Annotated in this window: 23 protein-coding genes; 8 read left to right on the forward strand and 15 right to left on the reverse strand. The window is 71.4% G+C overall.

All coding sequences use genetic code 11. From position 1 onward, the window contains the following. Positions 1-18: 18 nt before the first annotated feature. Positions 19-1,452: a gamma-aminobutyraldehyde dehydrogenase gene (locus AB0K28_RS44985; RefSeq protein WP_345398078.1), complete on the reverse strand. Its 1,434-nt coding sequence runs from the start codon at positions 1,450-1,452 to the stop codon at positions 19-21. Positions 1,453-1,650: 198 nt separating this feature from the next. Between AB0K28_RS44985 and AB0K28_RS44990 the strand changes: the two genes are divergently transcribed. After that, entirely contained in the window at positions 1,651-2,142 is a 492-nt protein-coding gene (locus AB0K28_RS44990) for an Lrp/AsnC family transcriptional regulator (protein ID WP_355422752.1), read from the forward strand. Between the two features lie 5 nt (positions 2,143-2,147). On the opposite strand, the gene AB0K28_RS44995 is transcribed toward AB0K28_RS44990, so the two are convergent. The 3 genes from AB0K28_RS44995 to speB are packed head-to-tail and all read right to left on the reverse strand — an operon-like array spanning position 2,148 to position 5,265. Next, complete coding sequence (locus AB0K28_RS44995; protein ID WP_364382929.1) at positions 2,148-2,819, reverse strand: cyclase family protein; 672 nt, start codon at positions 2,817-2,819, stop codon at positions 2,148-2,150. Continuing rightward, positions 2,819-4,330 (reverse strand): cytosine permease, encoded by a 1,512-nt coding sequence (locus tag AB0K28_RS45000; protein ID WP_345398075.1) that lies wholly within the window; start codon positions 4,328-4,330, stop codon positions 2,819-2,821. The genes AB0K28_RS44995 and AB0K28_RS45000 overlap by 1 nt, the downstream gene beginning before the upstream one ends. After that, entirely contained in the window at positions 4,327-5,265 is a 939-nt protein-coding gene (gene speB / locus AB0K28_RS45005; protein ID WP_364382933.1) for an agmatinase, read from the reverse strand. The genes AB0K28_RS45000 and speB overlap by 4 nt, the downstream gene beginning before the upstream one ends. 70 nt (positions 5,266-5,335) lie before the next feature. Between speB and AB0K28_RS45010 the strand changes: the two genes are divergently transcribed. Next, positions 5,336-6,829: a PucR family transcriptional regulator ligand-binding domain-containing protein gene (locus AB0K28_RS45010; protein ID WP_364382936.1), complete on the forward strand. Its 1,494-nt coding sequence runs from the start codon at positions 5,336-5,338 to the stop codon at positions 6,827-6,829. Positions 6,830-6,831: 2 nt separating this feature from the next. Here the strand turns inward: AB0K28_RS45010 and AB0K28_RS45015 are convergent, their stop codons facing one another. Genes AB0K28_RS45015 through AB0K28_RS45055 form a run of 9 tightly spaced genes read right to left on the reverse strand, consistent with a single transcriptional unit; the run spans position 6,832 to position 17,808 of the window. Beyond that, complete coding sequence (locus tag AB0K28_RS45015; protein ID WP_345398072.1) at positions 6,832-7,722, reverse strand: hypothetical protein; 891 nt, start codon at positions 7,720-7,722, stop codon at positions 6,832-6,834. A 35-nt stretch (positions 7,723-7,757) separates the two neighbouring features. After that, positions 7,758-10,487: a glycoside hydrolase family 38 C-terminal domain-containing protein gene (locus AB0K28_RS45020; RefSeq protein WP_364382939.1), complete on the reverse strand. Its 2,730-nt coding sequence runs from the start codon at positions 10,485-10,487 to the stop codon at positions 7,758-7,760. Continuing rightward, entirely contained in the window at positions 10,484-11,563 is a 1,080-nt protein-coding gene (locus AB0K28_RS45025) for a Gfo/Idh/MocA family oxidoreductase (protein WP_364382942.1), read from the reverse strand. The genes AB0K28_RS45020 and AB0K28_RS45025 overlap by 4 nt, the downstream gene beginning before the upstream one ends. Further along, positions 11,560-12,453, reverse strand: a complete 894-nt coding sequence (locus tag AB0K28_RS45030; protein WP_364382945.1) for a TIM barrel protein — start codon at positions 12,451-12,453, stop codon at positions 11,560-11,562. The genes AB0K28_RS45025 and AB0K28_RS45030 overlap by 4 nt, the downstream gene beginning before the upstream one ends. Then, on the reverse strand, positions 12,444-13,637 hold the full coding sequence (locus AB0K28_RS45035; RefSeq protein WP_345398054.1) for a CehA/McbA family metallohydrolase: 1,194 nt from the start codon (positions 13,635-13,637) through the stop codon (positions 12,444-12,446). Before AB0K28_RS45035 ends, AB0K28_RS45030 begins: the two co-directional genes overlap by 10 nt. Continuing rightward, positions 13,634-14,698 (reverse strand): ABC transporter ATP-binding protein, encoded by a 1,065-nt coding sequence (locus AB0K28_RS45040; protein ID WP_345398051.1) that lies wholly within the window; start codon positions 14,696-14,698, stop codon positions 13,634-13,636. The genes AB0K28_RS45035 and AB0K28_RS45040 overlap by 4 nt, the downstream gene beginning before the upstream one ends. Beyond that, a complete protein-coding gene (locus AB0K28_RS45045) occupies positions 14,698-15,516 on the reverse strand; it encodes a carbohydrate ABC transporter permease (RefSeq protein WP_345398048.1) in 819 nt (272 codons plus the stop codon). Before AB0K28_RS45045 ends, AB0K28_RS45040 begins: the two co-directional genes overlap by 1 nt. Beyond that, positions 15,513-16,439 carry a sugar ABC transporter permease gene (locus AB0K28_RS45050; protein ID WP_345398045.1) on the reverse strand — a complete coding sequence of 309 codons (927 nt, stop codon included), beginning with the start codon at positions 16,437-16,439 and terminating at the stop codon, positions 15,513-15,515. Before AB0K28_RS45050 ends, AB0K28_RS45045 begins: the two co-directional genes overlap by 4 nt. Next, complete coding sequence (locus tag AB0K28_RS45055; protein WP_364382951.1) at positions 16,414-17,808, reverse strand: extracellular solute-binding protein; 1,395 nt, start codon at positions 17,806-17,808, stop codon at positions 16,414-16,416. The genes AB0K28_RS45050 and AB0K28_RS45055 overlap by 26 nt, the downstream gene beginning before the upstream one ends. A gap of 264 nt (positions 17,809-18,072) precedes the next feature. Between AB0K28_RS45055 and iolC the strand changes: the two genes are divergently transcribed. From iolC to AB0K28_RS45080, 5 genes are all read left to right on the forward strand, one after another. Beyond that, positions 18,073-19,011: a 5-dehydro-2-deoxygluconokinase gene (iolC, locus tag AB0K28_RS45060; RefSeq protein WP_364382954.1), complete on the forward strand. Its 939-nt coding sequence runs from the start codon at positions 18,073-18,075 to the stop codon at positions 19,009-19,011. 71 nt (positions 19,012-19,082) lie between these two features. Then, on the forward strand, positions 19,083-19,913 hold the full coding sequence (locus AB0K28_RS45065) for a deoxyribose-phosphate aldolase (protein ID WP_364383047.1): 831 nt from the start codon (positions 19,083-19,085) through the stop codon (positions 19,911-19,913). Further along, complete coding sequence (iolB, locus tag AB0K28_RS45070; protein ID WP_364382957.1) at positions 19,910-20,749, forward strand: 5-deoxy-glucuronate isomerase; 840 nt, start codon at positions 19,910-19,912, stop codon at positions 20,747-20,749. Before AB0K28_RS45065 ends, iolB begins: the two co-directional genes overlap by 4 nt. Beyond that, entirely contained in the window at positions 20,746-22,593 is a 1,848-nt protein-coding gene (iolD, locus tag AB0K28_RS45075) for a 3D-(3,5/4)-trihydroxycyclohexane-1,2-dione acylhydrolase (decyclizing) (RefSeq protein WP_364382960.1), read from the forward strand. The genes iolB and iolD overlap by 4 nt, the downstream gene beginning before the upstream one ends. 63 nt (positions 22,594-22,656) lie before the next feature. Then, positions 22,657-23,853, forward strand: coding sequence for an AI-2E family transporter (locus tag AB0K28_RS45080; protein ID WP_364382963.1), 1,197 nt, complete (start codon positions 22,657-22,659; stop codon positions 23,851-23,853). A 7-nt stretch (positions 23,854-23,860) separates the two neighbouring features. On the opposite strand, the gene AB0K28_RS45085 is transcribed toward AB0K28_RS45080, so the two are convergent. Continuing rightward, complete coding sequence (locus AB0K28_RS45085) at positions 23,861-24,343, reverse strand: GNAT family N-acetyltransferase (protein ID WP_364382965.1); 483 nt, start codon at positions 24,341-24,343, stop codon at positions 23,861-23,863. Positions 24,344-24,362: 19 nt separating this feature from the next. Here AB0K28_RS45085 and AB0K28_RS45090 point away from each other — a divergent pair, with 19 nt between their 5' ends. Beyond that, positions 24,363-25,028: an HAD family hydrolase gene (locus AB0K28_RS45090; RefSeq protein WP_364382968.1), complete on the forward strand. Its 666-nt coding sequence runs from the start codon at positions 24,363-24,365 to the stop codon at positions 25,026-25,028. On the opposite strand, the gene AB0K28_RS45095 is transcribed toward AB0K28_RS45090, so the two are convergent. Then, on the reverse strand, positions 25,025-25,573 hold the full coding sequence (locus AB0K28_RS45095; protein WP_364382971.1) for a DivIVA domain-containing protein: 549 nt from the start codon (positions 25,571-25,573) through the stop codon (positions 25,025-25,027). The genes AB0K28_RS45090 and AB0K28_RS45095 overlap by 4 nt on opposite strands. Between the last annotated feature and the right edge of the window lie 47 nt (positions 25,574-25,620).

Raw genomic sequence — 25,620 nt, forward strand, 5'->3', positions numbered from 1 at the left:
ATCCAGGATTTTTCCTTGCTATTCGCCGATGTAGTGCATGACGTGCTTGACCCTGGTGTAGTCGTGCAGGCCGAACACCGACAGGTCCTTGCCGTACCCCGAGTGCTTGAAGCCGCCGTGCGGCATCTCCGACACGAACGGGATGTGCGTGTTGACCCAGACCACGCCGAAGTCGAGCCGGTTCGACATGCGCATGGCGCGGCCGTGGTCGGAGGTCCACACCGAGCTGCTCAGCCCGTAGCGGACGTCGTTGGCCTTGGCCAGGGCGTCGGCCTCGTCGCTGAACGTCTGGACGGTGATCACGGGGCCGAAGACCTCGTTCTGCACCATCTCGTCGTCCTGCTTGAGCCCGTCCACGACGGTCGGGGCGAAGAAGTAGCCGCGCTCGCCCACGCGGTGACCGCCGGTGAGCACCTTGGCGTGCGCCGGGACCCGGTCGATGAAGCCCTGCACCCTGGCGAGCTGGTTCTCGTTGTTGAGCGGGCCGTAGAGCGCGTCCTCGACGCCGCGGTCGCCGGTGACCGTGGCGGCCGCGGCCTCGGTGAGCGCGGCCACGAACTCGTCGTGCACGCTCTCCTGCACGAGCACCCGGCAGGCCGCGGTGCAGTCCTGGCCCGCGTTGTAGAGGCCGGCCATCGCGATGTCGGCGGCGGCCTTGCCGAGGTCCTTGACGTCCTCGAACACCACGACCGGCGCCTTGCCGCCGAGCTCCAGGTGCACCCGCTTGAGGTCGTCGGCGGCGCTCTTGGCAACCGACATGCCCGCGCCGACCGAGCCGGTGATGGCCACCATCGCCGCGGTCGGGTGGCCGACGACCAGTGCGCCGGTCTCCCTGTCGCCGGTGACGACGTTGAAGACGCCGGGCGGCAGCACGGAACCGAGGATCTCGGCCAGCTTGAGCGTGGAGACCGGAGTGGTGTCGGACGGCTTCAGCACGATCGTGTTGCCCGCCGCGAGCGCGGGGGCGATCTTCCAGACCGCCATCATCATCGGGTAGTTCCACGGCGTCACCTGACCGACGACGCCGATCGGCTCGTGCCTGATGACGCTGGTGTGCTCGGCCAGGAACTCGCCGGCCGTCGGGCCCTCGAGCGTGCGGGCCGCCCCGGCGAAGAACCGGAAGTGATCGGCGGCGATCGGCGTCTCGTCCTCGGCCATGCGCGCCAGTGGCTTGCCGGTGTTGCGGCACTCGTCCTCGTTGATCTCGTCGGCCCGCGCCTCGATCGCGTCGGCGACCTTCAGCAGCAGCCCGGCCCGCTCGCCCGGGGTGGTACGGCCCCACGACTCGAAGGCGGCGGCCGCGGCGGCGTAAGCGGCGTCGACGTCCTCCTGCCCGGAGACGGGCGCCTGGACGTACGCCTCACCCGTGCAGGGGTCGATGATGTCGGAGAACCGGCCGCTCTTGGCGTCCACGAACTCACCGTTGATGAAGTTCTGCAGACGGGTTGTCATTCGCCCTCCTGGACAGGTGGCTGAGATGCCGCGACTCTGACAGAGCAGGTGCAGCTGGACAAGGGATTTCGTGGTGAAGATATCAAATTGCTACGAATTCGCTTGACAGACCGCCAGGAACTGACAACATGTCGCACCAGGACGGCAACCCAGCGGGAACGCCCCCGTAACGCCGACCCGCTAGGAGGAATCCTCTCGATGACGACGCCGCCGCGCGTACGCCGAAACAACGGCAAATCCGGGCCCGTTGTGCTCGACGACCTGTCCAAGCAGATCATCGAGCAGCTCCAGGCCGACGGACGCAAGCCGTACGCGGCGATCGGCAAGGCGGTCGGGCTGTCAGAGGCGGCCGTCAGGCAGCGCGTCCAGCGGTTGCAGGACGCCGGGGTCATGCAGATCGTCGCGGTCACCGACCCGCTCACGCTCGGCTTCCCCCGCCAGGCCATGATCGGCGTCAACTGCGAGGGCGACCTGGAGTCGGTCGCCGACGAGCTGGCGGCCATCGACGAGATCGACTATGTGGTGCTCACGGCGGGCTCCTTCGACGTGATCGTCGAGGTGGTCTGCGAAGGTGACGGCCACCTGCTGGAGATCCTCAGCAAGATCCGGGCCATCCCCTCCGTCCGCGCGACCGAGTCGTTCGTCTACCTCAAGCTGCGCAAGCAGACGTACTCCTGGGGCACCCGCTAGCCGGCTTACGCCCCTGCTTTCGGCCCTACTTTTGCCCCTACTTTTGCCCCTACTTTTGCCACGGCCCGCACGGGTGCGCCGTCCGCGCCCGGCAGCCGCAGTGGCAGCAGGAACACCTCGATCGGGCCCGCCTCCGCGAGCAGCCGGTCGAGCCCGGTCAGGTTCTCGGCGATGACCGCGTGCGCGCCCAGCAGCGCCCGATGCGCGGGGAAGTCGGCGGCGGGCGTCGGGTCCACGCTGAACGCGTCGATGCCCACCGTCCGCACCCCGCGCTCGACCAGCAGCTCCGCCGCCTCCTCCGTCAGGTAGGGGTGCTCGGTGTAGCGCGCGCTCCCCCACCACCGCGACCAGCCGGTGGCGACCAGCACGATCACGCCGGGCTCGACGTCCTGGAACGGCTCAGGCCCGATCGGCGCCCGCGGCGGCAGCCCGCGCGCGTCCACCACGACCGCCGGCCCGCAGAACCGATCCAGCGGCAGCTCGTCCAGCGCCGGCAGCGCGTCGTCGATGTGCCGTGGCGCGTCCACGTGGGTGCCGGAGTGGGAGCCGAGATGCAGGCCCAGGACGTTGACGCCGTCGCGGGCCACGGTGAGCGCCGGGCCGGTCGAGACCTCGGGATCGCCAGGGTAGACGGGCATCCCGGTCTCGACCGGCACCGACAGATCGACGATCGCCATCAGGCCACCGGCTCGGTGGCCGCGGTGATGGGCAGCACCGGCGTGTCCGCCGCTCTGACCAGGCGCGGCCCCTGCGGGCCGTAGACTTCGCGCGGCTCGGGGAAGGCGGTCAGCAGCGCCAGGTAGAGCAGCGCCGCCACCGCCAGACCCAGCGGCAGCGACACGTCCACGCCGCCCGCCAGGTCGCCCAGCGGGCCGACGAACTGGCCGGGCAGGTTCACGAACGCCAGCGCCGCCCCGGCCGAGACCAGCCACGCGCTCATGCCGCGCCAGTTCCAGCCGTGCGTGAACCAGTAGCGGCCGCCGTGCTGGCGCCGGTTGAACACCTGCAGCGCCTCCGCGTCGTACCAGCCGCGCCGCGTCACGTAGCCGATCATCATGATCACCATCCAGGGTGCGGTACACGTGATGATCAGTGTGGCGAACGTGGAGATGCTCTGCGTGAGGTTCGCCGCGAACCTGCCGACGAAGATGAACAGGATCGACAGCGTGCCGATGAACACCGTCGCCCGCACCCTGGAGAAGCGCGGGAAGACGCTGGAGAAGTCGAGGCCGGTGCCGTAGAGGGAGGTCGTGCCGGTGGACATGCCGCCGATCAGCGCGATGAGGCAGACCGGGACGAAATACCAGCCGGGCGAGATCGCCAGCAGGCCGCCCACGTAGTTCGGGGCCGCCGGGTCCACGTACTCGGCCGCCTTGGTCGCGATGATCGACGCCGTGGTCAGGCCGAACAGGAACGGCAGGATCGTGGCGATCTGCGACAGGAACGCCGCCGCCATCACCCTGCGGCGCGGGGTGCTCGCCGGGATGTAGCGCGACCAGTCGCCCAGGAACGCGCCGAACGAGACCGGGTTCGACAGCACGATCAGCGCCGCGCCGATGAACGACGGCCAGAACAGCGGGTCGCCCGGCTTGATCGCGCCGGCGTACGACGGGTCGAAGTCGCCGGCGAAGGCGAACACGCCCAGCACGAACAGCGCCGACGCCGCCGCCACCGCGATCTTGTTGACGAACAGCATGAAGCGGAAGCCGTACACGCAGACCACGAGCACCAGGACGGCGAAGACGGCGTACGCGACCGCGTACGACAGGTCGGTGTCCGGCAGCCCCATCAACCGGTGCGCGCCGCCCACCAGCGCGTCGCCCGACGACCACACCGAGATGGAGAAGAACGCGATCGCCGTCAGCAGCGACAGGAACGAGCCCACCACCCGGCCGTGCACGCCGAGGTGCGCCGATGAGGAGACGGCGTTGTTGGTGCCGTTCAGCGGGCCGAACAGCGACAGCGGCGCCAGGATCAGCGCGCCCACGACCAGCCCCAGCACGGTCGCGGCCAGCCCTTGCCAGAACGACAGCCCGAACAGGATGGGGAAGGCGCCGAGCACGCAGGTGGCGAACGTGTTCGCGCCGCCGAAGGCCACCCTGAACAGGTCGAGGGGGCGGGCGGTGCGGTCGGCGTCGGGGATGCGCTCGACGCCGTAGGTCTCGATCTCGGTGATGGACCCGCTCATCCCGTCTCCTCCTCGGTCAGCGCCATCAGGCTGACCAGGTCGTACGCCACGTGGGACGCGGCGATCGAGGTGATCTCCGCGTGGTCGTAGGCCGGGGCGACCTCCACGACGTCGGCCCCGACGAGGTTGCGGCCCGCGAGACCGCGCAGGATCTCCAGCAGTTCGCGGCTGGTCAGCCCGCCCGCCTCCGGGGTACCGGTGCCGGGGGCGTGGGCCGGGTCGAGCACGTCGATGTCCACCGAGACGTACAGGGGACGGTCGCCGACGCGCTGCCGCAGCAGGTCGATCACCTCGTCCAGACCGCGCCGCAGCACGTCGGCCGCGGTCACGATGCCGAACCCGAGCCGCCGGTCGTCCTCCAGGTCCTTCTTGCCGTAGAGGGAGCCGCGGATGCCGACGTGGCTGAGCGCCTCGGTGTCGAGCAGGCCCTCCTCGACCGCCCGCCGAAACGGGGTGCCGTGGGTGTACTCGGCGCCGAAGTAGGTGTCCCAGGTGTCGAGGTGGGCGTCGAAGTGCACCAGCGCCACCGGGCCGTGCCTGCGCGCCGCCGCACGCAGCAACGGCAGGGCGATCGTGTGGTCGCCGCCGATCGTGACCAGCCGGGCGTCCATGCCGCCTGCCGCGTCCTCGATCGTCTCGATGGCGGAGCCGATGTCGAACGGGTTCACCGCGATGTCGCCGGCGTCGGCGACCTGCGCCCGCGCGAACGGGGAGACGTCCAGGCCCGGATGGTACGGCCGCAGCAGCCGCGAGGCCTCCCTGACCGCCGCGGGGCCGAACCTGGCCCCCGGCCGGTAGGAGACGCCGGTGTCGAAGGGCACGCCGACCACCGCCACGTCGGCCCGCTCGACCTGGTCGAGCCGGGGTAGGCGGGCGAAGGTGGCGAACCCCGCGAAGCGCGGGACCTTGGAGGAGTCGACGGGTCCTGTGTTCATGTCCGCCAGTGTTCGTCATGGCTCTGACCTGCGGCAATTGTAGGTGCCACGAAGTACTACGGTGTGTGTTGTGGCTGACCACAAGCTGACCGTCGAAAACCTCCTGCGCTCCCCCGCCCTGCAGCTGCGCCTGCTCGCCGGGGAGGCGGGGCTGTCCCGCTCCGTGTCGTGGGCGCACGTCAGCGAGCTCGACGACCCCACGCCGTGGCTGCTCGGAGCCGAGGTCATCATGACCACCGGCATCGGCCTGCCGCGCGCCGCCGCCCGGCAGCGCGCCTACCTGCAGCGGCTCGACGACGCCGGCGTCTCCGCGCTCGCCCTGTCGGCCCAGCTCCACGTGCCGCCGCTGCACCCGGCCTTCTTCGAGGCGGCCGAGGAGCGCGGGATGCCGGTGCTGGAGGTGCCGCTGGCGGTGCCGTTCATCGCGATCGCCCAGGAGGTGGCCGCGGCGCTGCAGGAGGACGCCAGCCACCGGCTCGGCGCCCAGCTCCAGGTGTTCGGCGCGCTGCGCTGGCTCGCCGCCGAAGACCTCGACACCGCCACCCTGTTCAAGCGCCTGGAACGCCTGTCCGGCTACGACGTCTACCTGTCCACCCGCAGCGGCCGTCCGCTGCTGCCCGGCGTCCCGGTGCCGCCCCTCGACGTGCTGCCCGCCGAACCCGACGCGCCACCCACGATCCCGGGCGGCTTCGTCCTGCCCGTCTCCGCTCCTGGCGGCCCTGCGGGCCATCTGGTGGCCCTCGAACGCGAGGGCGCCCGCCCCGCCGGCCTCGCCGTGGTCCAGCACATCGCCACCGTCGCCGCGCTGCAGGTCGCGATGGCCCGCCACGAACGAGAGACGCTGCGCAGGGAGGGCGCGGAAACCCTGGCCGAGCTGCTCCAGGACCTCCTCGACCCACCCGCCGCCCGCCGCCGCCTCGCCCGTCTCGGCCTCCCCATGGACACCGACACGGTCCTGCTGGTGGCCCGCGACCTCCCGGAAGACCTCACGGGCGGGGCGCGAGGTGGAGCGGACGAGGCGCTACGCCGCGCACTCGACGACCTCCCGCACCTGATGCTGCGCCGAGGCGACGACCACTACGTCCTGGGCCCGCCCGCCATCGCCCCGGCGGTGGCCGCCGTGCCGGGAGTGGCCGCCGGCCTCAGCCGCCCCTTCCCACCCGGCACATCCCTGAGAGTCGCCCAACGGGAAGCCGTCTGGGCCGCCACCAACGCCGCCGAATCCGGCAAGCCGTTGGTCCACTACGGCGACGACACCACGGGCCGCTGGCTCCCCGACGACCCCGCCACCCTGTCGGCCCTGGTCGACCACGTGCTGGGGCCGGTGCTCGCCTACGACGAGGCCCACTCGTCACGGCTGCTGACGTCCGTACGGGTGTGGATGGAACGCAACCGGCACGTGGAGGACGCCGCGTCCGCCCTCCACATCCACCCCAACACCTTGTCCTACCGCCTGCGCCGCTTCACCGACCTGACAGGCCGCGACCTCACCTCGACCAGCGCCTTCGCAGAGGTCTGGCTGGCCATCCGCGCCGCCCGCCACCTGGGCCTCCTCGGCCCCTGACATCACCCGAAGACGTCCTCGACCGACTCAGCGGTGATCGCCCTGATGTGCCACTGGTCCAGGACACCAAGGTCCTCACAGGCCGTGACCCGCTGCCGCACCGCCTCGGACACCACCAGCCCCCGAACCTCGAGCACTTCGATGACCGCCCTTGCCGCCCGTGCGATCTCCCCTTGGATCTTGCCCTCGGCGAGTCCTCGGATCTTGCCTTCGGCGAGGAGGCCCTCCACGTACTCGCCCTGGTACGGATACGTCATCGTGCTCATGCCTCGGTTCCACTCTTCCTGTGCGTCACCCAGCAGTGACAGATTGACATAACGAGCGTACCGCCACGCCTGCTCCGTATCGATGTGATCCAGCGCCTGTTGCAGGACGGCGAAGATCGTGGCGAACTTCGGGTGTTCGCTCTGCGTGATGGCGGAGATGATCGCCAGGCCGATGTTCTCCGTGGCCTGGGCGAGGTCGGTGATGACCGGGGTGTTGCCCGCGTGGATGATGAGGGCCTTGAGGATCAGCCCCGGGTGGCCGGTGTGGATCTCACGGGCGGCCCAGCGGGCCGCCTTCCTGGTCGGGCAGATGACGACCAGGCAGGCCGGGCACCGCTCACGCGCCCGGAAGTTGGCGATGTACTCCAGCCACGCATAGAGCTTGTCATCGTCCTGGTCGCGCTGCGTCTCGACGATGACGCCGAATCTCTCCTCTCCCGTGCCGTAAAGGATGGCGTTGTCGGCCCGGCAGACGCCGGGATCAGCTTCCGAGAGGTCGGGCGAGGCGAGTCGCGCCGCGCCCTCCTTCGGGACGGGAAGGTCGAACAGGGCCCTCAGCATCTCGCGGGTGTATTCGAGATTGAGAGTGGCGATCTTGTTCAGACCTTCATGTTGGGCCGTGACCATGGCCGAAAGATTACTACACGCGTTCGAGTCATTACTCAGAGCTTACGGAACTGGATGGTCGCGATCTCCCAAGGAGACAGGGGAAGGCGGACGGTGCCGTCGGTGACCTGCAGCGGAGCGCCGGGGCGGCCTCTGAGGTCGGTGTGGCGGGCCTCCTGGACAGTGGAGATGACCGCTTCCGTGGGGTTGGGGGTCATGGCGACGACGCGGAGCTCCAGCCAGCCGTCTCGGTCGCGCAGCGAGGTCATGACGACCCCGTCGCCCGTGACCGACAGGCCGGGGGCGGGCTGCGGCATGGGCAGGGAGCGGTCGCCGAGCCCTGGAACCACGAGCAGGTCGTGACGGAACGCCTCCGCGTGGGGGACGACCTTCTCCCATGACCCGAGGTACGGCATGAGCGCCAGGTTCACCGTCCGCAGCCCCCGCGACTGCGCCGCAGGAGTGGGCAGCTGAGGGCCGGCCGGCTCGGGGCGCAGGCTGTTGCGGTTGCGGGAGAGGTAGCCGACCGAGCGCAGCAGGGTGAGCGCCAGCTCGTCGTCGTTCACCTCGTACTCGGTGACGTGCTCAAGGAGTGCGGCCACGCCGCCCGCGGCGACCCAGGAGGAGGCGGGGAAGGTGGGCAGCGGGGTCTCGCCGCAGCCGCCTTCGGAGGTCAGGGGCCGGGTGACGACCGCGAACTGCCCCTCCGCGTGAGACTCGGAGGCGGGCGTGGGCAGCGGAACGTGGAAGCGTACGCGATGGTCGTCGCAGCGGTTGTCGAACTCGACGCGCAGCCGGACGAACGGCTCGCCCGCGCGCAGCTCGACCCGCATGGTGACGACGATCTCCTCCATCTCGGCGCGCCGGTTGAGTGCGGGCACCTCGGGGATGCCTTCGATCGCCTCGGCGGCGGCGGGCCAGCGGTAGGTGCGGCGGACGTCCACGGCGGCGACGATCGGGCCGCTGAGGATCATCTCGGTCTCGACGCTCACCGGCTGGGAGACGACGAGGTCGGCGCGCGGCGGCGCGTAGTTGTAGGTGTCGCCGACGTCGCCGCCGTCCACGATGCGGCCGGCGCCGGTGATCCTGGTGCCGTTGTCGCCGACGATGTCGAGCAGGCCGTCCTCGGCGATGGTGACGCGCACCAGCCCGTTGTCGAGCACCTGGGCGTCGCCGCGGACGGGCAGCGGGGCGTCGTCGGAGCGCAGCCAGCACGACGGGTGGTGCTCGCTGGGCAGCGGTTGCGGCGCGTCGGGGTCGTAGACCTCGTCGCGCGGTGCGGGCCTGACGGTGGTGTGGCCGAGCGGCGGCGCGGTGACGAGCGCGGCGACGGTGCGGCGCTGCTCGGCCTCGATGCGGACGCGGGTGACGCCGTCGATGGCGGCCCGCAGGTCGTCCACGTCGAAGACGACGGACGTCTCGCGCGCCACGGTGAAGGTCAGGGTGTCGTCGTCGACCTTCCAGTCGGTGATGTGCTGGCCGTACAGCTCGGTGCCGTGCACGAAGCTGAGCGCGACGGCCGGGTCCATCTCCTGGTCGAGCAGGAGCGTGGGGGCGTACTCGATGGGCTGGGTGGGCAGGGCCTCGCCGGCGGGGTCGGCGATGGGGTCGGTGCCCTCGACGTCGAGGATCACGACGCCGGAGCGCGTCTGGGGCGTCGGGTTGACGATGACGATGGAGTCGGACGGCGCGGCCTCGGCGAGCCGGGCGGTCACCATGTCGCGGACGGCCTGCCCGAGGTGCTCGGCCTCGGCGATGCGGGCGGCGACCTGCTGGGCGGTGTCGTCCACGCCGCAGCCGGTGACGGAGTCGTGGCCGCTGGCGTCGACGAGCCGCCACCAGGCCATGTCGAGGAAGCGTCCTGGCCACTCCTCGCCCCAGAGCGCGGCGAGCGGCTCGGCGTAACGCTCGACCATCCGCTCGGCGCGGCCCATGGCCTGCTTGACGTGGGCGCGCACGGAGATGACGCCGGGCAGGATGTTGGCGCGGGCGTGGGAGCGCAGCTCGCCGTGGACCTGCGGCAGGCCGTCCACGTCGCCGGAGTACGCGCCGATGTAGCCGGACAGGGTGTCCATGCGGGCGCCGATGGCGGCCACCATCTCGGGCAGGCCGCGTACGGGGGCGGAGTGGTCGGTGCCGTACATCGCGAGCAGCGACCCCTCGGGCCCGTGCCACTCGCGCATGGTCCTGACGAACGCCGCCGCCCGCTCCTTGAGCCCCTCGCTGTCGTGGAACAGGTGGGCCCCGTTGCCGTAGCCGCCGGCCGGGAGGTATTGGGTGCGGATCGCGGTGCCGTCGGGAGCGGTCCAGGCGAAGGCGTCGGTGGTGACGGAGGACGGCACGCCGCGGTAGACGCAGGCGTGCAGCAGCCCGGCCTTACGCAGGATCTGCGGCATCTGGGCGGTGTGGCCGAACATGTCGGGCAGGTAGCCGACCGGCATGGCGCCGCCCAGCTTGTCCGCCCTGTCCATGCCGAGCTCCAGGTTGCGGATGATGTTCTCGCCCGAGCACAGGAACTCGTCGAGCAGGATCTGCCACGGCCCCACGGCCAGCCGCCCGGCCTCGACCAGCGCGGCGATGCGGTCGCGGTTCTCCGGACGCACCTCCAGGTAGTCGTCCACGCAGGCGAGCTGGCCGTCGAGGGTGAAGTGGTAGTCGGGCTCGCGCTCCATGGTGTCGAGCACCTCGTCGAGCAGCGCCACCAGACGCAGCCTGAAGCGCTGGAAGGGCTCGTACCACTCCCGGTCCCAGTGGGTGTGCGGTACGACGACGATCTCCGTGCTCACGCTGCTTCCCCTCCAATGGGCAGTCCGTGCTGTACGGCGTAGCGGGCCGCGATCCGCTGTGCCGTGACGATGTCCTCGAGCCCGCCGCCCGCGTCGGTGAGCGGCGGCGTGCCATCGTTCACGTAAGCATGGAAGGCCGCCAGCTGTACCTCGAATGCCTCAGTCACCTCGCGCCATTCCGCACGGCTCTCGCCTGGGGTGACCACGGTGAGCGTGGTGGGGGCGTTCATGAGGTAGGGCGAGGGGAAGACCAGTTCGAGTGAGCCGCTGTCGTGGTGGATGGCGACGGTCTCGCGGTAGGCCGGGTAGTCCTCCAGGTAGTGCCAGCGCAGGGAGAACCGGCCGGTCTCGGGCAGGGGGCCGGAGATCTCGATGGAGCCGGGCGTCTCGCCCCACGTCTCGACGTACGAGATGTCGGCGGGCGAGCCGGTGAAGCGGCGCAGCAGCGACAGGTCGTGGCAGATGGAGCCGAGTGCGACGCCGTACAGGCCGCGTACGTCCTTCGGCGCGTCGGCGCCGAGCGCCTGGGAGACCAGCTCGTCCTCGGCGGCCCGCAGCGAGGCCAGCAGCCCGGGGTCCACGTCGCGGGCCTGCGTCAGGTTGGCGAAGGCGAGCTGCGACTCCCCGCTCGGGTGCAGCACGGTCACCTCGACGGCCCTGATGGCGGCGGGCCCGCCCAGCTCGGCGAGCAGCTTCTCGGCGCGGCGCACGGCGGGGTCGTACTGCTTCATGTAGCCGACCATGAGCCGCCCTTCGGGCAGCGCCGCCACCTCGGCCCTGGTCAGGGCGAGCGGCTTCTCGCAGAGCACGGCGTAGCCGGCGGACAGCGCCTGCCGCACGGTCTCGCCGTGGGAGCCGGACGCGAGCACGACGACGGCCTCGAACCCGCCGTCGGCCAGCATGTCGGCGACCGCGGTGTAGCGCTTGCCCGCGCCCAGCCGGTCGCCGACGGCGTCGGCCAGCGTCCGCGACAGGTCGCAGACGGCGACCACCTCGAACAGGTCGCGGCGGCGCGACAGCAGCGGCACGTAGACCGCCTGGGTGACGGCGCCGCAACCCACCAGCGCGATTCTCACAGTCCCAAGTCCTTCAGCTTCTGGCGGTTGGCCGCCTGGTCGGCGATGTTCTGGGCGACGCTGCGCCGCCCCGGCAGGGTGTCCTGCTCGACGATGACCCAGCCGGAGTAGTCGATCTCGTCGAGGGTGCGGATGACGGCGGGCAGGTCGAGCTCGCCCTCGCCGAGGAGGGCGAAGCCGCCGCGGCCCATCAGCTCACGCAGGTCCACGCCGTCGGCCAGGGCCTGGGCGAGGATCTCGGTGTCGCCGTCCTTGATGTGCACGTGGGTGACCCGGCTCGCCCACTTGCGCAGGCATTCGACCGGGTCTCCACCGGCCAGCAGCAGGTGGCCGGTGTCCAGGCAGAGCTCGACGTCGGTCAGCTCGAGCAGCCGCTCGACGTCGTCGGGCGTCTCGACGTACGTGCCGAGGTGGTGGTGGTAGGCGGGCTCGAAGCCGCGCTCCCGGCAGCGGTCGGTGGCCTGCTGGATACGGGCGGCGTAGGCCGGCCAGTCGGCCGCGGCCAGGCCGGGAGCGTTCCCGCCGGGCCGCGCGAACCGCTTGGGGGTGCCGGGCGCGGCCAGCGTGGGCCTGGGCGGCAGGTCGCCCTCGGGGGCGGCGGCGAAGAAGTCGAGCGCGCTGTCCAGCCCGGCCAGGTCCTGCTCGAACGCCTGCGCGTCGTGGTAGCGCAGGTCCACCCAGCCGCCAGCGAGCAGCAGCCCGGCGCCGGAGAGCCGCTCGGCCAGCTCGGAGCCGGTGCCGAGGTAGCCGATCGGCCCTGAGTCGATGCCCTCGTAGCCGGCGTCGGCCAGGGCGCGGACCATCTCGTCGGCGGTCAGCGGCGGCGGGGCGTCACTCAGCTCGAACACGCCGAAGCTGACGGGGGCGTTCGCGACTTTCCTCACGCGCATAGTGCGATCACCTCGTTCTCGTGGGTTTCCAGCCGGTGCGGCCCGTCGATGGCCGGCAGCAGGGCGCGCTCACCGCGGACGACCTGGCGGGTGCCGTCGGGGCGGACCAGGACCAGGCCGTCGGCGTCCAGTGCGAGCAGCTCGTCGCCGAGGCGCAGCAGGAGCGGCGCGTCTGGGCCCGCTGAGACGGCGGTGCGCCCGGCCTTGACGGCGTCCAGCACCGTGTCCGTGCCGGGGACGGAGCCCTCGGCGAGCACCCAGGTCGTGGGCGCGCCGGGCAGGCCGTCGGAGCCGTGCTTGTGGAAGTCGCTGCCGCCGATCACGATGACGTCGTCGCGCCAGGCGTCGGCCCAGGCGAGCGGCGCGCCCCAGCGGCGGTCCCACCAGCCGGAGTGCCACACCTCGGCGACGCGGGGACGGCGCTCGATGGGCTGCAGCCAGGCGCAGTCGCCGCCGAGCGGATGGTTGATCGACATCACGCCGCCGGCGCGGTCGGCGTGGTCGTGCCAGGAGTCGACGGGCCGGCGGAAGTCCACCCAGCCGACGTCGCCGAACACGTTGGCGTGCCCGCGGTCGGTGGTGACCTCCTGGCCGGGCAGCAGGTGGATGCCCCGGTCGATCTTGCCGAGCCAGGGGTGGTGGCTGACCGTGTTGTGGTCGGTGACGGCGAGGAAGTCGAGGCCGCGCCCGTGGGCCAGCTCGGCCAGCTCGGCGATGGTCAGGCTGCCGTCGCTGTGCACGGTGTGGGCGTGGAAGTCGCCGGCGAACCAGCGCAGGCCGCCGATGTCGGGGATGTCCCTGCGGGGCGGGCGCTCGCCGTGCGGCGGCTCGGCGACGACCGGCTCCGGCGGGGCGACGCGCTCGCAGGTGATGTCGAGCGTGTAGTCGAGGCCCTGCGGCGGGATGCGGTGCAGCCGCAGCCACACGTTCCAGGTGCCGGGCTCGGGCTCGCCCGGCAGGTAGCCGGGGGTGGCCCAGTCGCGGGTGATCGTGTACTCGTCGCGCGCGCCGCCCGACCAGCCGCGGAATCCGTCCGGCGCGCCGCAGCCGAGGTCGAGCACGCCCTGCGACCTGTCGTAGGACAGCTTCACGTGCACGGCGGCGGTGCCGGGCGGCACCTCGAACGGCACTTCGCGCAGGATCCGCTCCAGGCGGTCGTCCAGCGACCAGTGGCCGGTGGTCATACGAGCTCTCCGTTCCGGTAGACGAGCGCGCGGTCGCGGCGGGGCACGGCGAAGCCGTCGTCGCCGACGGCGGGCTCGCTGCCCTCGGGCACCACGGCCTGCACGTTCACGTCGTTGACGTCGAGGGTCACCAGGTGGGAGGCGCCCAGGTTCTCGACGATGGCCACCTTCCCGCCGAACGCCCCGTCGGCGGGCGCGGCGGAGTAGGCGAGGTATTCCGGTCGTACGCCGTACACGATCTTCTCCCCGTCGGACAGCAGCCCCTCGGCCGAGTCGGGGACCGCGACCTTGCAGCCTGCCACGTCCAGCGTGTCACCTCGTACGGTGCCGTCGAGCAGGTTCATCGGCGTGGACCCGATGAACGCGGCGACGAACGTGTTGGCCGGCCGCTGGAACACCTCTGACGGCGTGCCGATCTGCCGGATGTGCCCGGCCTCCATGACGGCCATGCGGTCGGCCATGGCCAGCGCCTCGGCCTGGTCGTGGGTGACGAAGACGGTGGTGACGCCCAGCTCGCGCTGCAGCTTCTTGAGGAACGTCCTGGCCTCCAGCCGCAGCCGGGCGTCGAGGTTGGACAGCGGCTCGTCGAACAGGAACGCCTGCGCCTGCGTGGCCATCACCCTGGCCAGCGCGACGCGCTGCTGCTGCCCGCCGGAGAGCTGGCCCGGCCGCCGGTCCATCAGGTGCTCCAGGCCCAGCCGCGCGCCGACCTCGGCGGCCTTGTCGCGGCGGGTGTTCTTGGCGACCTTCTTGATGCGCAGCGGGTAGGCGATGTTGTCGGTGACGTCCATGTGCGGGAACAGCGCGTAGTCCTGGAACACCATGGCCACGTCGCGGCCGCCCGGCTGCACGCCCGTCACGTCGCGCTCGCCGATGACGACGGCGCCGCCGGTGGCGGTCTCCAGGCCGGCGATCGTGCGCAGCAGCGTGGTCTTGCCGCAGCCGGAGGGACCGAGCAGGGCGAAGAACTCGCCGTCGGGAATGGCCAGGTCGAGCGCGTCGAGCGCTGTCACCCCGCCCGGGTAGACCTTGGTCAGCCCGCGTAGTTCGATGGCGGCCATTAACGCTTGATCCCTCCGTGGAAGCGGAAGCCGTACTTCTTGCTGACGAACAGGTACATGAGGACCACCGGGATCGAGTAGAGCAGCCCGAACGTGGACAGCATGCTGAGGTTGGCCTGCCCGCCCTCGGTGTACAGCGTGTACGTGATCACCGCCGCCGGCTGCTTCTCCACGTCGCTGAGCAGCAGGTACGGCATCAGGAAGTTCCCCCACACGTTGGCCACGGCCCACACGGCGATGGTCGCCAGCCCGGGACGGACGAGGGGAACCACGACGTGCCGGACGATCTGCAGCGGCGTGGCGCCGAAGACGCGGGCCGACTCCTCGTACGACTTCGGCGTCGAGTCCATGAAATCCTTGAGCATGAAGATCGCCGCCGGCAGCAGGCCGCCGGTCAGGATGAGGATGAGCCCCATCTGCGAGTCGATGAGGTTCAGCTCCACCGCGAGCTGGAACAACGGCACCATGGCCGCCGTGCCGGTGATGATCGACGACAGCAGGAGCAGCGCGTACAGCAGGGCGTCGCGGCCGGGCAGCCGCACCCGGCTGAGCGCGTACGCGGCCAGCGCCGAGAAGATCACGACCAGCGCGGCGGTGCCGACCGACAGCACGACCGAGTTCCACAGCGACGGCAGCGCGTACGGGTGCTCGATGACGGCCTGGAAGTTGTCCCAGGTGAAGTCGGGCAGCCGCACCTCGTAGGTGGGGTCGGAGGTGAAGGGCGCGGTGACCAGCCACAGCAGCGGGATCGTGAAGAACGCCAGCAGCACGGCGATCAGCGTGTAGAACCCGATGCGGCCCAGGACGAATCGCGTCATTTCTTGCTCCTGAGCAGCCGCAGGTAGAACACCGCCACGACCAGGTTGATGAGCAGGATGATCGTGGAGACGGCGGCGCCGTAGCCCAGCTCGCCGCCCTGCAGCGCCACCTTGTAGACGTGCACGGCGAGCACCTCGGACTTGCCGTCGGGGCCGCCGGCGGTGAGCAGGAACGGGCTGAAGTCGTTGAACGTCCACAGGCTGATGAGCAGCAGGTTCGTCAGGATGTGGCCCCTGATGTGGGGGAAGACGACGTCCCTGAGCTGCTGCCAGCCGGAGGCGCCGGCCAGGCGGGCGCTCTCCAGGTGGGAGGGCGGCACGTTGCCGAGGGCGGCGCCGTACAACATCATCGAGAACGCGGTGCCGCGCCAGGTGTTGAACACGATGATCGACAGCATCGGGTGGTCGAGCAGCCAGGCCATGCCGGGCATGCCGAGCAGCGCGTTGAGCGTGCCGCCGTCGCGGTCGAGCAGCGCCACCCACAGGAACGACACGATGGCGCTGGGCAGGATCCAGGCCAGGATGACCAGGCCCTCGACGACCCGCTTGAGCGTGCCGCGCTTGTCGCGCAGCAGCCAGGCGATGGTGAAGCCGAGCCCGACCTGGCCGATGACCGCCGAGCCCAGCACGAACTCGACGGTGAGCCAGGTCGAGCTCCAGAACGTCGGGTTCGTGATCGCGTCGAGGAGGTTGTCCAGCCCGACGAACTGCGGATCGGCGGCGGCGATCCCGGTCAGGCGGTAGTTGGTCAGGCCGAGATAGAGCACCCACAGCGCGGGAAAGACGAGGAAGGCCGCGATGAGCAGCAGGGCTGGGGTCATGAAGACCCCGGCCCTGGCCTTGCCCAGGCCCGCCGCGTCCGAGCTGTAGCGGGCCTTGCCGCTCTCGGTCGCTACTTCAGGAGGCGATGTTGCCTGCGCCACCGACGATTCCCTCAAGCTTCTTCTGGTAGTCGGCCGCGGCCTGGTCGGGCGCGGTGCCGCCGGCGACCGCCGCGGTGGCCTCCTGCAGCGCCACCGACACCTGCGGGTAGACGGCGACCGGCGGGCGGTAGGCCGTCACCGGGAGCACCTTCTCCGAGATGTAGGTCAGCAGCGGCTCTCCGGCCAGGATCTCCTTGTTGACGTCCGAGCGCGGGGTGATGCGCACGTTGCCGTCCTTGGTCTCCTCCTTCAGCGCCTCAGGGGAGAGGGTGAAGGCGGCCAGCTCGAACGCCTCCTTGGGGTGCTTGCTGTTGGGGTTGACCGTGCGCAGCGCGCCGCCGGACATGCTGACGAAGTCCTGGCCGCGGATGCCCTTGCCGGGCTCGATGGCGGGGATCATCGCGTAGCCGACGACCTGGTCGCGGTCGGCCATCTTGGCGACGCCGGTCTTGGGGTTGACCACGCCGCGCCAGAAGTAGTCGCCTTCCATCAGAATGCCGACCTTGCCGTCGGCGAACTGCTGGAACGACTTGTCGCGGCCCTTGGCCTCCTGCTGGAGCTTGGGGTCGCCGAGGCCGCCGCCGTAGATCTTCTGGTAGAGGCCGAGGGCGTCCTTGAGCGGCTGGGACGCGCCGGTCCACTTGCCGTCCTGCTGCACCTCGCCGCCCGCGCCGGCGAGCAGCGGCAGCACGCCCTGCATGGAGGTGGCCTCGCCCATGGCGGTGCCGGCGTTGATCTGGATCGGCACGGGCACGCCCGAGCTCTTGAGCTTGGCGCCGGCGTCGAGGATCTCCTGCCAGCTCGTCGGCTGCCAGTCGGCGGGCAGCCCGGCCTTGGCGAAGAGGTTCTTGTTGAAGTAGAGGACGCGGCCGTCGGTGCCGACGGGCAGCGCGTACCTCTTGCCGTTGAACTCGGTCATGCCCTGCACGGCCTCGGGGATCTGGCCCCAGCCGTCCCAGTTGTCGGCCTCGGGGCCGACCAGCTCCGACAGCGGCTTGAGGTAGCCGGCCTCGGCGAACTCGCCGGCCCAGATGCCGTCGATGTCGAGGACGTCCGCGCCCTTGCCGGACTTGAGGTCGAGCGAGAGCTTGGTCTTGTACTGCTCGTCGTCGACGCCACTGGGTACGAACTTGACCGTGACGTTCTTACCCTTGGCCTTCTGGGCCGCCTCGAACTTCGGGATCACCCAGTCGGCGATGTGCTTCGCGGCGGCGGCGTTCTTGCCGCCCGCGATGGCGTTCTGGGCGATCGTCAGCTCGATGGCGTCACCACCTTCACCGCCGCCGGAGGACTGGCCGCACGCGGCGAGCCCCAGACCGGCCGCGGTGATGACCGCGACCACACCCAATGACCGTTTCCGCAATGCCATGCAAACCCTCCGACGTGTCCATAAAGGGAGGCAGCCATGGGCCAATATGTCATGACATTCAGATGACGTAAAGACCTGGCCATGATCAAGGAAGTGCCCACATGCTGCGCCTTTTCCCAGGCAGGAGCGATCTTCACGACCCGGCGCCCGCAGGGGTGAGCGACAGGGGTTTCGGACGGGGCACACAGCGCAACATAGCGGACATCCGAATGTCATGACAATATGCCATAGTGTCGAGGGTAAGCTCCGTCCCTGGAGGTGCTGTTGTACGACCTGATCACGATCGGCCGCTGCGGCGTCGACGTCTACCCGCTGCAGACCGGGGTCGGCCTGGCCGACGTCGAGACCTTCGGCAAGTTCCTCGGCGGCAGCCCCACCAACGTGGCCGTCGCCGCCGCTCGCCACGGGCTGCGCCCCGCCGTGATCACCGGAGTGGGCGCCGACCCGTTCGGCGACTACGTACGCCGGGCGATCCGCGGCTTCGGCGTGGACGACGCCTTCGTCAGCACCATCGAGGGCGCACCCACCCCCGTGACGTTCTGCGAGATCTTCCCGCCCGACCACTTCCCCATCTACTTCTACCGCGGCGAGCATCCACCTGACCTGCGCATCGAGCCGTCCATGCTCGACCTCGACGCGATCGCCCGCACCCCGCTGTTCTGGTTCTCGCTGACCGGGCTCAGCAAGGAGCCGAGCGCCGCCGCCCACGCCGCCGCGCTCGAGACGCGCACCTCCGGCTGGACCGTCTTCGACCTCGACTACCGGGCGAGCCTCTGGGAGTCGCGCGAGGCCGCCCACGAGGCCGCGCAGCGCGCGCTGCCGCACGCGAACGTGGCTGTGGGCAACCAGGAGGAGGTGGAGGTCGCGGTCGGCGTCCGCGACCCCGAGGCCGCCGCGCAGGCGCTGCTCGACGCGGGCGTACGCGTCGCGATCGTGAAGATGGGCCCCGAGGGCGTGTTCGCGCGCACCGCCGAGGAGAGCGCGCTGGTCGAGCCGATGAAGGTCGAGGTCGTCAACGGCATCGGCGCGGGAGACGCGTTCGGCGGCGCCGTCTGCCTCGGCCTGCTGCGCGGCTGGCCGCTCGAACGCACGCTGCGCTTCGCCAACGCCGCCGGCGCCTTCGTGGCCGCCCGCCTGGCCTGCGCCGACGCCATGCCCACCACGTCCGAGGTGGACGACCTGCTGAACGGGGCCCGCTCGTGAGCGACATCACGCTGCCCAAGGTGGCCGACTACGGGCGGCTCACCCACATCCGTGCCACCAGCCCCGGCGAGATCGCCGCCGCCGCGGCCCGCAGGGAGCGGCGCGGCCTGCCCGGCGAGGGCGAGCGGCTGCTCATCATCGCCGCCGACCACCCGGCGAGGGGCGCGCTCGCCGTGCGCGACCGGCCGCTCGCCATGGCCAGCCGGGTCGACCTGCTCGACCGGCTGCGCGTGGCGCTGGCCAGGCCCGGCGTGGACGGCATCCTGGCCTCCCCCGACGTCCTGGAAGACCTGCTGCTGCTCGGCGCCCTTGAGGGCAAGCTCGCCTTCGGCTCCATGAACAGGGGCGGCCTGGCGGGCTCGGCGTTCGAGCTCGACGACCGCTTCACCGGCTTCGACGCCGACTCCATCGACGCCATGCGGCTCGACGGCGGCAAGATGCTCTGCCGCATCGACCCGTCCGACCCCGCCACGGTCGCCACGCTGGAGTCGTGCGCGCGGGCGGTCAGCGACCTCGCCAGGCGGCGGCTGGTGGCGATGGTGGAGCCGTTCTGGTCAGGCCGTAACGAATCCGGCGTCGTACGCAACGACCTGTCGCCCGACGCGGTGATCAAGGCCATCAGCATCGCCCAGGCCCTCGGCGTAACCTCCGCCTACACCTGGCTGAAGATCCCCGCCGTGGCCGAGATGGAACGCGTCATGGCCGCCACCACGCTGCCCGCGCTGCTTCTCGGCGGCGACCCGCCCGACATCGACGCCGCCTACGCCGACTGGCACCGCGCCCTGAGCCTGCCCGGGGTGCGCGGCCTGGTCGTCGGGCGCGCCCTGCTCTACCCCCCGGACGACGACGTGGCGGCCGCGGTCGACGGTGCCGCGGCCCTGGTGCGAGAGGTTCGCGCATGACCTACCTTCCTCACGGCAAAGCCGCCCGCGACCCCTGGACGGTGGAGGTCACCCCGTCCTCGGCCGGCTGGACGTATTCCGGGCTGCGGGTGACGGACCTGGGCGACGCCCCGGTCACGTTCGAGACCGGCGATGAGGAGCTGCTCGTCCTGCCGCTGGCCGGCTCGTGCACGGTCGTGATCCCTGGCCAGAAGTTCGAGCTGGCCGGGCGGGCCTCCGTCTTCGACGGGCCGTCCGACTTCGCGTACGTGCCGATCGGCACCGAGGTGACGCTGACCGGCGCCGGCCGCGTCGCGCTGCCCTCGGCGCGCGCCACCCGCAGGTTCGACCCGCGCTACGTGCCCGCCTCCGAGGTGCCCGTCGAGATCAGGGGGGCCGGCCAGGCCAGCCGCCAGGTCAACAACTTCTGCGCGCCCGACGCGTTCGAGTGCGACAAGCTGATGGCCGTCGAGGTGCTCACGCCCGGCGGCAACTGGTCCTCCTATCCGCCGCACAAGCACGACACGCCCAACCCCGGCGAGGCGGTGCTGGAGGAGATCTACTACTTCGAGGTCGCCGGCGACGGCCTCGGTTACCAGCGCGTCTACTCCTCCGAGCGGGGCCACATCGACACGCTCGCCGAAGTGGCCTCGGGTGACGTGGTGCTCATCCCGTACGGCTACCACGGCCCCTCCATGGCCGCGCCCGGCTACGACCTCTACTATCTCAACGTCCTGGCGGGCCCCATGGAGCAGCGGTCGATGGCGTTCTGCGACGACCCGCGCCACGCCTGGATCCGCTCCTCCTGGGCGGGCCAGGACATCGACCCCAGACTGCCGTTCGGGAGGACGTCATGATCCGGTTGACCGTCGCGCAGGCCGTCGTCCGCTTCCTGGCGCAGCAGTGGAGCGAGCGTGACGGCGTCGAACGCCGGTTCTTCGGCGGCGTCGTCGGCATCTTCGGCCACGGCAACGTGGCCGGCGTCGGCCAGGCGCTCGCCACTTCTGGCGACGAGCTGCCCTACTACCTCAGCCGCAACGAGCAGGCGATGGTCCACACGGCCGCCGCCTACGCCCGCGCGAGCAACCGCCTGTCCACGCTGGTGTGCACCGCCTCGATCGGCCCCGGCGCCACCAACATGATCACCGGCGCGGCGGGCGCCACCATCAACCGGCTGCCCGTGCTGCTGCTGCCCGGCGACATCTTCTCCACCCGGGTCGCCAGCCCGGTGCTGCAGGAGCTGGAGGACCAGCGGTCCTTCGACGTCTCGGTCAACGACTGCTTCAAGCCGGTCTCCCGCTTCTGGGACCGCATCAACCGGCCGGAGCAGCTGCCGTCCGCGCTGCTCGCCGCCATGCGGGTGCTCACCGACCCGGCCGAGACCGGCGCGGTCACGCTGGCGCTGCCGCAGGACGTCCAGGCCGAGGCGTACGACTGGCCGGAGGAGCTGTTCGCTCGCCGCGTCTGGCACATCCCGCGGCCCAGGCCGGAGCGCGCGGCGCTGGCCCGCGCCGCCGAGCTGCTCCGGTCGGCCGAGCGCCCGCTCATCGTGGCCGGCGGCGGCGCCATCTACGGCGAGGCCACCGGCGCCCTGCGCGCGTTCGCCGAGGCGCACGGCGTGCCGGTGGCCGAGACGCAGGCCGGCAAGGGCGCGCTGCCGTACGGGCATCCGCTCGCGGTCGGCGCGGTCGGCGCCACCGGCACCACGGCCGCCAACGCGCTGGCCCGCGAGGCCGACGTGATCATCGGGGTCGGCACCCGCTACAGCGACTTCACCACCGCCTCCCGCACGATCTTCGCGCCCGGCGCCCGCTTCGTGAACGTCAACGTCACCGGCTTCGACGCGGCCAAGCTGTCCGGGCTGCAGCTCGTCGCCGACGCCCGCGAGGGGCTGAACGACCTGTCCGAGGCGGTCGCCGGCTGGAGCACGCCCGACGGCCACCGCGAGCGCGCCGCCGAGCTCAACCGTGCCTGGGACGCCGCCGTGGACGCCGCGTACGCGGTGGAGCGCACCCCGATCTCGCAGGCCGCGCTGATCGGGGCGGTCAACGCGGCGGCCGGCGACGACGGCGTGGTGGTGTGCGCGGCCGGGTCGATGCCGGGCGACCTGCACAAGCTCTGGCGGCCCAGCGGCCCCGGCAGCTACCACGTCGAGTACGGCTACTCCTGCATGGGCTACGAGATCGCCGGCGGGCTCGGCATCAAGCGGGCCGTTCCGGAGCGCGAGGTGTTCGTGCTGGTGGGCGACGGCTCCTACCTGATGATGGCCCAGGAGCTCGTCACCGCCGTCGCCGACGGCGTCAAGCTCATCGTGGTGCTGGTCGACAACTCCGGCTTCGCCTCCATCGGGCGGCTGTCGGAGAGCGTCGGCGCCGAACGCCTCGGCACCGCCTACCAGGCAGGCGACGGCGGCCCGCTGCCCGTCGACCTCGCCGCCAACGCCGCCAGCCTCGGCGCGACCGTGCTGCGCCCCGAGTCGGTCGCCGACCTGCGCAAGGCGCTCGACACGGCCCGGTCGTCGAACGAGACCACGGTCATCTACGTGCCCACCGACCGCCTGGCCGACGACGTGCCCTCGTCCGAGGCGTGGTGGGACGTGCCCGTGGCGCAGGTCGCCACCACCGACGCCACGCGGACGGCCAAGGAGGAGTACGCGGCCGGCAAGCGCTCCCAGCACGCTCACCTGGCGCCGCCCGCCTAGCCATGGTTGCCCCCGATCGGCCTGGGGAACTCCTCTGACCAGGCACGATCGGGGGGCAAGAGGATGAGGCCGTGGCGGCTGCTCGGGTGGATCGCGGTCGTCGCGGTGGTCCTGTTCTGTCTCCATCACCTGCGTACGGTGGCGCTGTCCATCGTCATCGGGGTCTTCCTGACGGCGCTGCTGGTGCCGCCTGCCCGCTGGCTCAGGTCGCGCGGCGCCGGGCCCGCCCTGGCCACGGCCGTCGTCTTCACCGGCGGCCTGCTGGTGGCCGGTGCGCTGTTCGCGCTGCTGGTGCCGCCCACCGTGGCCAGCCTGTCGGAGCTGAGCGCGAGCGTCGGCAAGGTGCTCGACGACCTGCACCGGCTGGCGGTCCGGCTGGGGTTCGACGACCGGCAGCTGCTCGCGCAGGCGCGCGACTACCTGTCCTCGCGCAACCGGCAGATCACCACCGGGGCGCTGGCCGGGGTCAGGACGGCGGGCGAGATCGTGGTCGGCGCGGTGCTGGCCGTCATCCTGTCCGTCTACTTCGTGCACTCCGGTGACCGGCTCTTCCACTGGCTGACCGCCCTCGCACCCGCCACCGCCCGGCCCAAGCTGGCCGAGACAGGGGCGCTCATCTTCACCGTCATCGGCCGCTACATCAGGGGCGTCGCCATCGTGGGGCTGGTCGACGGGTTCTTCATCGGCGTCGCGCTGTGGATCCTCGGGGTGCCGGTGGCGCTGCCGCTGGCGGTGCTGACGTTCGCGGGGGCGTTCCTGCCGGTGGTGGGGGCGTTCGTCGCCGGGCTGCTGGCCGCCGTGGTCGCGCTCGTCGCCAAGGGGTGGCTGGTCGCGCTGATCGTGGTCGCCGTGACCGTGGCCGTGCAGCAGCTCGAAGGGCACGTGCTGGCGCCGCAGATCTACGGCAAGGCGCTCGACCTGCCGGGCGCGGTGATCCTGGTGGCGATCGCGGTGGGCAGCGTGGTGGCCGGGATCGCGGGCGCGTTCCTGGCCGCGCCGGTGACCTCGGTCATCGTCGCGCTGCTGCACCGTGCCCGCGCCGCCGAAGAACCCGGGCCTCCCGGCCAGGAACCTCCGGGCCACGGCCCGAGCGGCCACGGCCCGACCGGCCCGCCTCCGCAGCCCGCGGGCCCGCACGGAGGCCCGCACGGAGGCCCGCACGGCCCGCATGGCACACCCCCGCCCGGCCAGGAACCTCCGGGCCCTGGCCCCAGCGGTCAGGGGCCGGGCAGGCTGCGGCCGGTCACCGAGTGCTCGTGAGGGCCGTTCAGAGGAGGAGTTCGAGCTCCAGCTCGTGCCGGATCGGGATCCCGTCCGACTCGGCCGGGATGTCCGGCTTCAGGTCGCGCGCCCGGTCCACCGCGTTCCGGTGGAGGGCGACCAGGTCGAAGCCGTAGCGCTGGTAGAAGCGCAGCGCATGGGTGTTGTCGTTCGTGGTGATCAGGGTGAGCCTGGACAGCCCCTGCGCCACCGCCACCGCCCGTACGGCGTCGAGCAGCGCCGCCCCCACCCCCTTGCCCGGCACGACGGCATTGATGGTGATGACCTCCAGCGAGCCGCCGCGGTCGGCGTACGTGAGCACCCCCGCCACCTCGCCGTCCAGCTCGGCGACGAAGCCGGGCAGCGCGGCGGCGTCGATCAGCTCGCCGCTGCCCAGCGCCATCACGGTGGTGCCCGCCCAGCCGTCGGTGAGCACGCGGGCCACGACACGCTCGTCCTCAGCATCGATGGGACGCACGGATATCGCCATGGCCCCCATTATGTGACGTATGCGATGGGTGACATTCGACTGTTACGGCACTTTGATCGACTGGCGGCACGGCATCCGCACCGGCGCCGAGCTGGTGGCCCCGGGGCAGGGCGAGCGGCTGCTTGAGGCGTACACGCGACACGAGCCCGAGGTGCAGACCACGAAACCGGTGCTGCGTTACCGGGACGTGCTGGCCGAGACGCTGCGCAGGGCGTGCGCCGAGGAGAAGGTGGACCTGGCCCCCGACGACGCCTCGATCCTGGGCGAGACGATCCCGTACTGGCCGCCGTTCCCCGACGTCGCGGCCGGCCTGGCGGAGCTGCGCGCGGCGGGCTGGCGGCTCGCGCTGCTCACCAACTGCGACCGCGACCTGGTGGCCGGTGCGCTGCGGCGGCTGCCGGTGCCGTTCGAGGCGGTGGTGACGGCGGAGGAGGCGGGGGCGTACAAGCCGGAGTTCGCGCACTTCGAGGTGTTCAGGAGCGCGTACGAGCCGGAGGCATGGGTGCACGTGGCCCAGAGCTACTTCCACGACCAGGTGCCCGCGCACCGGCTCGGCCTGCCGCGCGTGTGGATCAACCGGCTCGGCCATGAGCCGGAGGACCCGTCGGTGATCCAGCGTGTCCAGCCCGGCCTGCACGGCCTGCGCGCCGCCGTCGAGGCCGCGTACGACGAGGCGGCCCGCTAGGAACGCTGATCGAGGACGTCGGCGATGCCCGCGAGGAACGAGTCGACGTCCGCGATCAGATAACCGGCCCTGAACAGCACGGTCGAGAACTTCGCCGTCCACACCTCCTTGGCCGTCACCGGGTAGTCGGTCGTGCCGCGCAGCGTGGCCACGATGCGGTCGAGGAAGGCGTCCACCTCGTCCTCGTTGTAGCCGGTGCCCATGCGGCCCGAGCGGAAGCCGACCCGTTCGACGCGGGCGGCCTGCGTCTCGAACCACTCCTCGCGCAGCATGTCGCCCGTCGGCTCGGCCATGGCGAGCCGGACGGGCCTCTTGGCCTGCGTCTCCAGCGCCACCACGAACGCCTCCAGCGCGAAGTCCACCGCGGTCTCCTGGTAGCCGCCGCGCACGGCGCGGAACGTCGCGCGGCGCACCTCGTCGGCGGTGACGGGCTCCAGGAGGTGGGAGCCCCGGCCCAAGGTCGACTCGATCCGCCCGATCAGAGCGTCGACCTCGACGGGGTCATAGCCTGAACGCATGCCCATGACGCGTGGAAAGCGGTTCAAGCCTCACTCCTCTTGAGATGTGCTGGGGTGTCTCCATTGTCGGACCT

This window comes from Nonomuraea sp. NPDC049504, assembly GCF_040676845.1.
Taxonomy (GTDB): Bacteria; Actinomycetota; Actinomycetes; order Streptosporangiales; family Streptosporangiaceae; genus Nonomuraea; species Nonomuraea salmonea.

Bases quoted from the DNA above. Each gene is read 5' to 3' on its own strand.
- AB0K28_RS45055 (WP_364382951.1), bottom strand. From the start codon at position 17,808: ATGGCATTGCGGAAACGGTCATTGGGTGTGGTCGCGGTCATCACCGCG.
- AB0K28_RS45000 (WP_345398075.1), bottom strand. From the start codon at position 4,330: ATGAGCGGGTCCATCACCGAGATCGAGACCTACGGCGTCGAGCGCATC.
- AB0K28_RS45040 (WP_345398051.1), bottom strand. From the start codon at position 14,698: ATGGCCGCCATCGAACTACGCGGGCTGACCAAGGTCTACCCGGGCGGG.
- AB0K28_RS45015 (WP_345398072.1), bottom strand. From the start codon at position 7,722: ATGGTCACGGCCCAACATGAAGGTCTGAACAAGATCGCCACTCTCAAT.
- AB0K28_RS45085 (WP_364382965.1), bottom strand. From the start codon at position 24,343: ATGGCGATATCCGTGCGTCCCATCGATGCTGAGGACGAGCGTGTCGTG.
- AB0K28_RS45080 (WP_364382963.1), top strand. From the start codon at position 22,657: ATGAGGCCGTGGCGGCTGCTCGGGTGGATCGCGGTCGTCGCGGTGGTC.
- AB0K28_RS44990 (WP_355422752.1), top strand. From the start codon at position 1,651: ATGACGACGCCGCCGCGCGTACGCCGAAACAACGGCAAATCCGGGCCC.
- iolB (WP_364382957.1), top strand. From the start codon at position 19,910: ATGACCTACCTTCCTCACGGCAAAGCCGCCCGCGACCCCTGGACGGTG.
- speB (WP_364382933.1), bottom strand. From the start codon at position 5,265: ATGAACACAGGACCCGTCGACTCCTCCAAGGTCCCGCGCTTCGCGGGG.
- AB0K28_RS45090 (WP_364382968.1), top strand. From the start codon at position 24,363: ATGCGATGGGTGACATTCGACTGTTACGGCACTTTGATCGACTGGCGG.
- iolD (WP_364382960.1), top strand. From the start codon at position 20,746: ATGATCCGGTTGACCGTCGCGCAGGCCGTCGTCCGCTTCCTGGCGCAG.
- AB0K28_RS44995 (WP_364382929.1), bottom strand. From the start codon at position 2,819: ATGGCGATCGTCGATCTGTCGGTGCCGGTCGAGACCGGGATGCCCGTC.
- AB0K28_RS44985 (WP_345398078.1), bottom strand. From the start codon at position 1,452: ATGACAACCCGTCTGCAGAACTTCATCAACGGTGAGTTCGTGGACGCC.
- AB0K28_RS45045 (WP_345398048.1), bottom strand. From the start codon at position 15,516: ATGACGCGATTCGTCCTGGGCCGCATCGGGTTCTACACGCTGATCGCC.
- AB0K28_RS45035 (WP_345398054.1), bottom strand. From the start codon at position 13,637: ATGACCACCGGCCACTGGTCGCTGGACGACCGCCTGGAGCGGATCCTG.
- AB0K28_RS45030 (WP_364382945.1), bottom strand. From the start codon at position 12,453: ATGCGCGTGAGGAAAGTCGCGAACGCCCCCGTCAGCTTCGGCGTGTTC.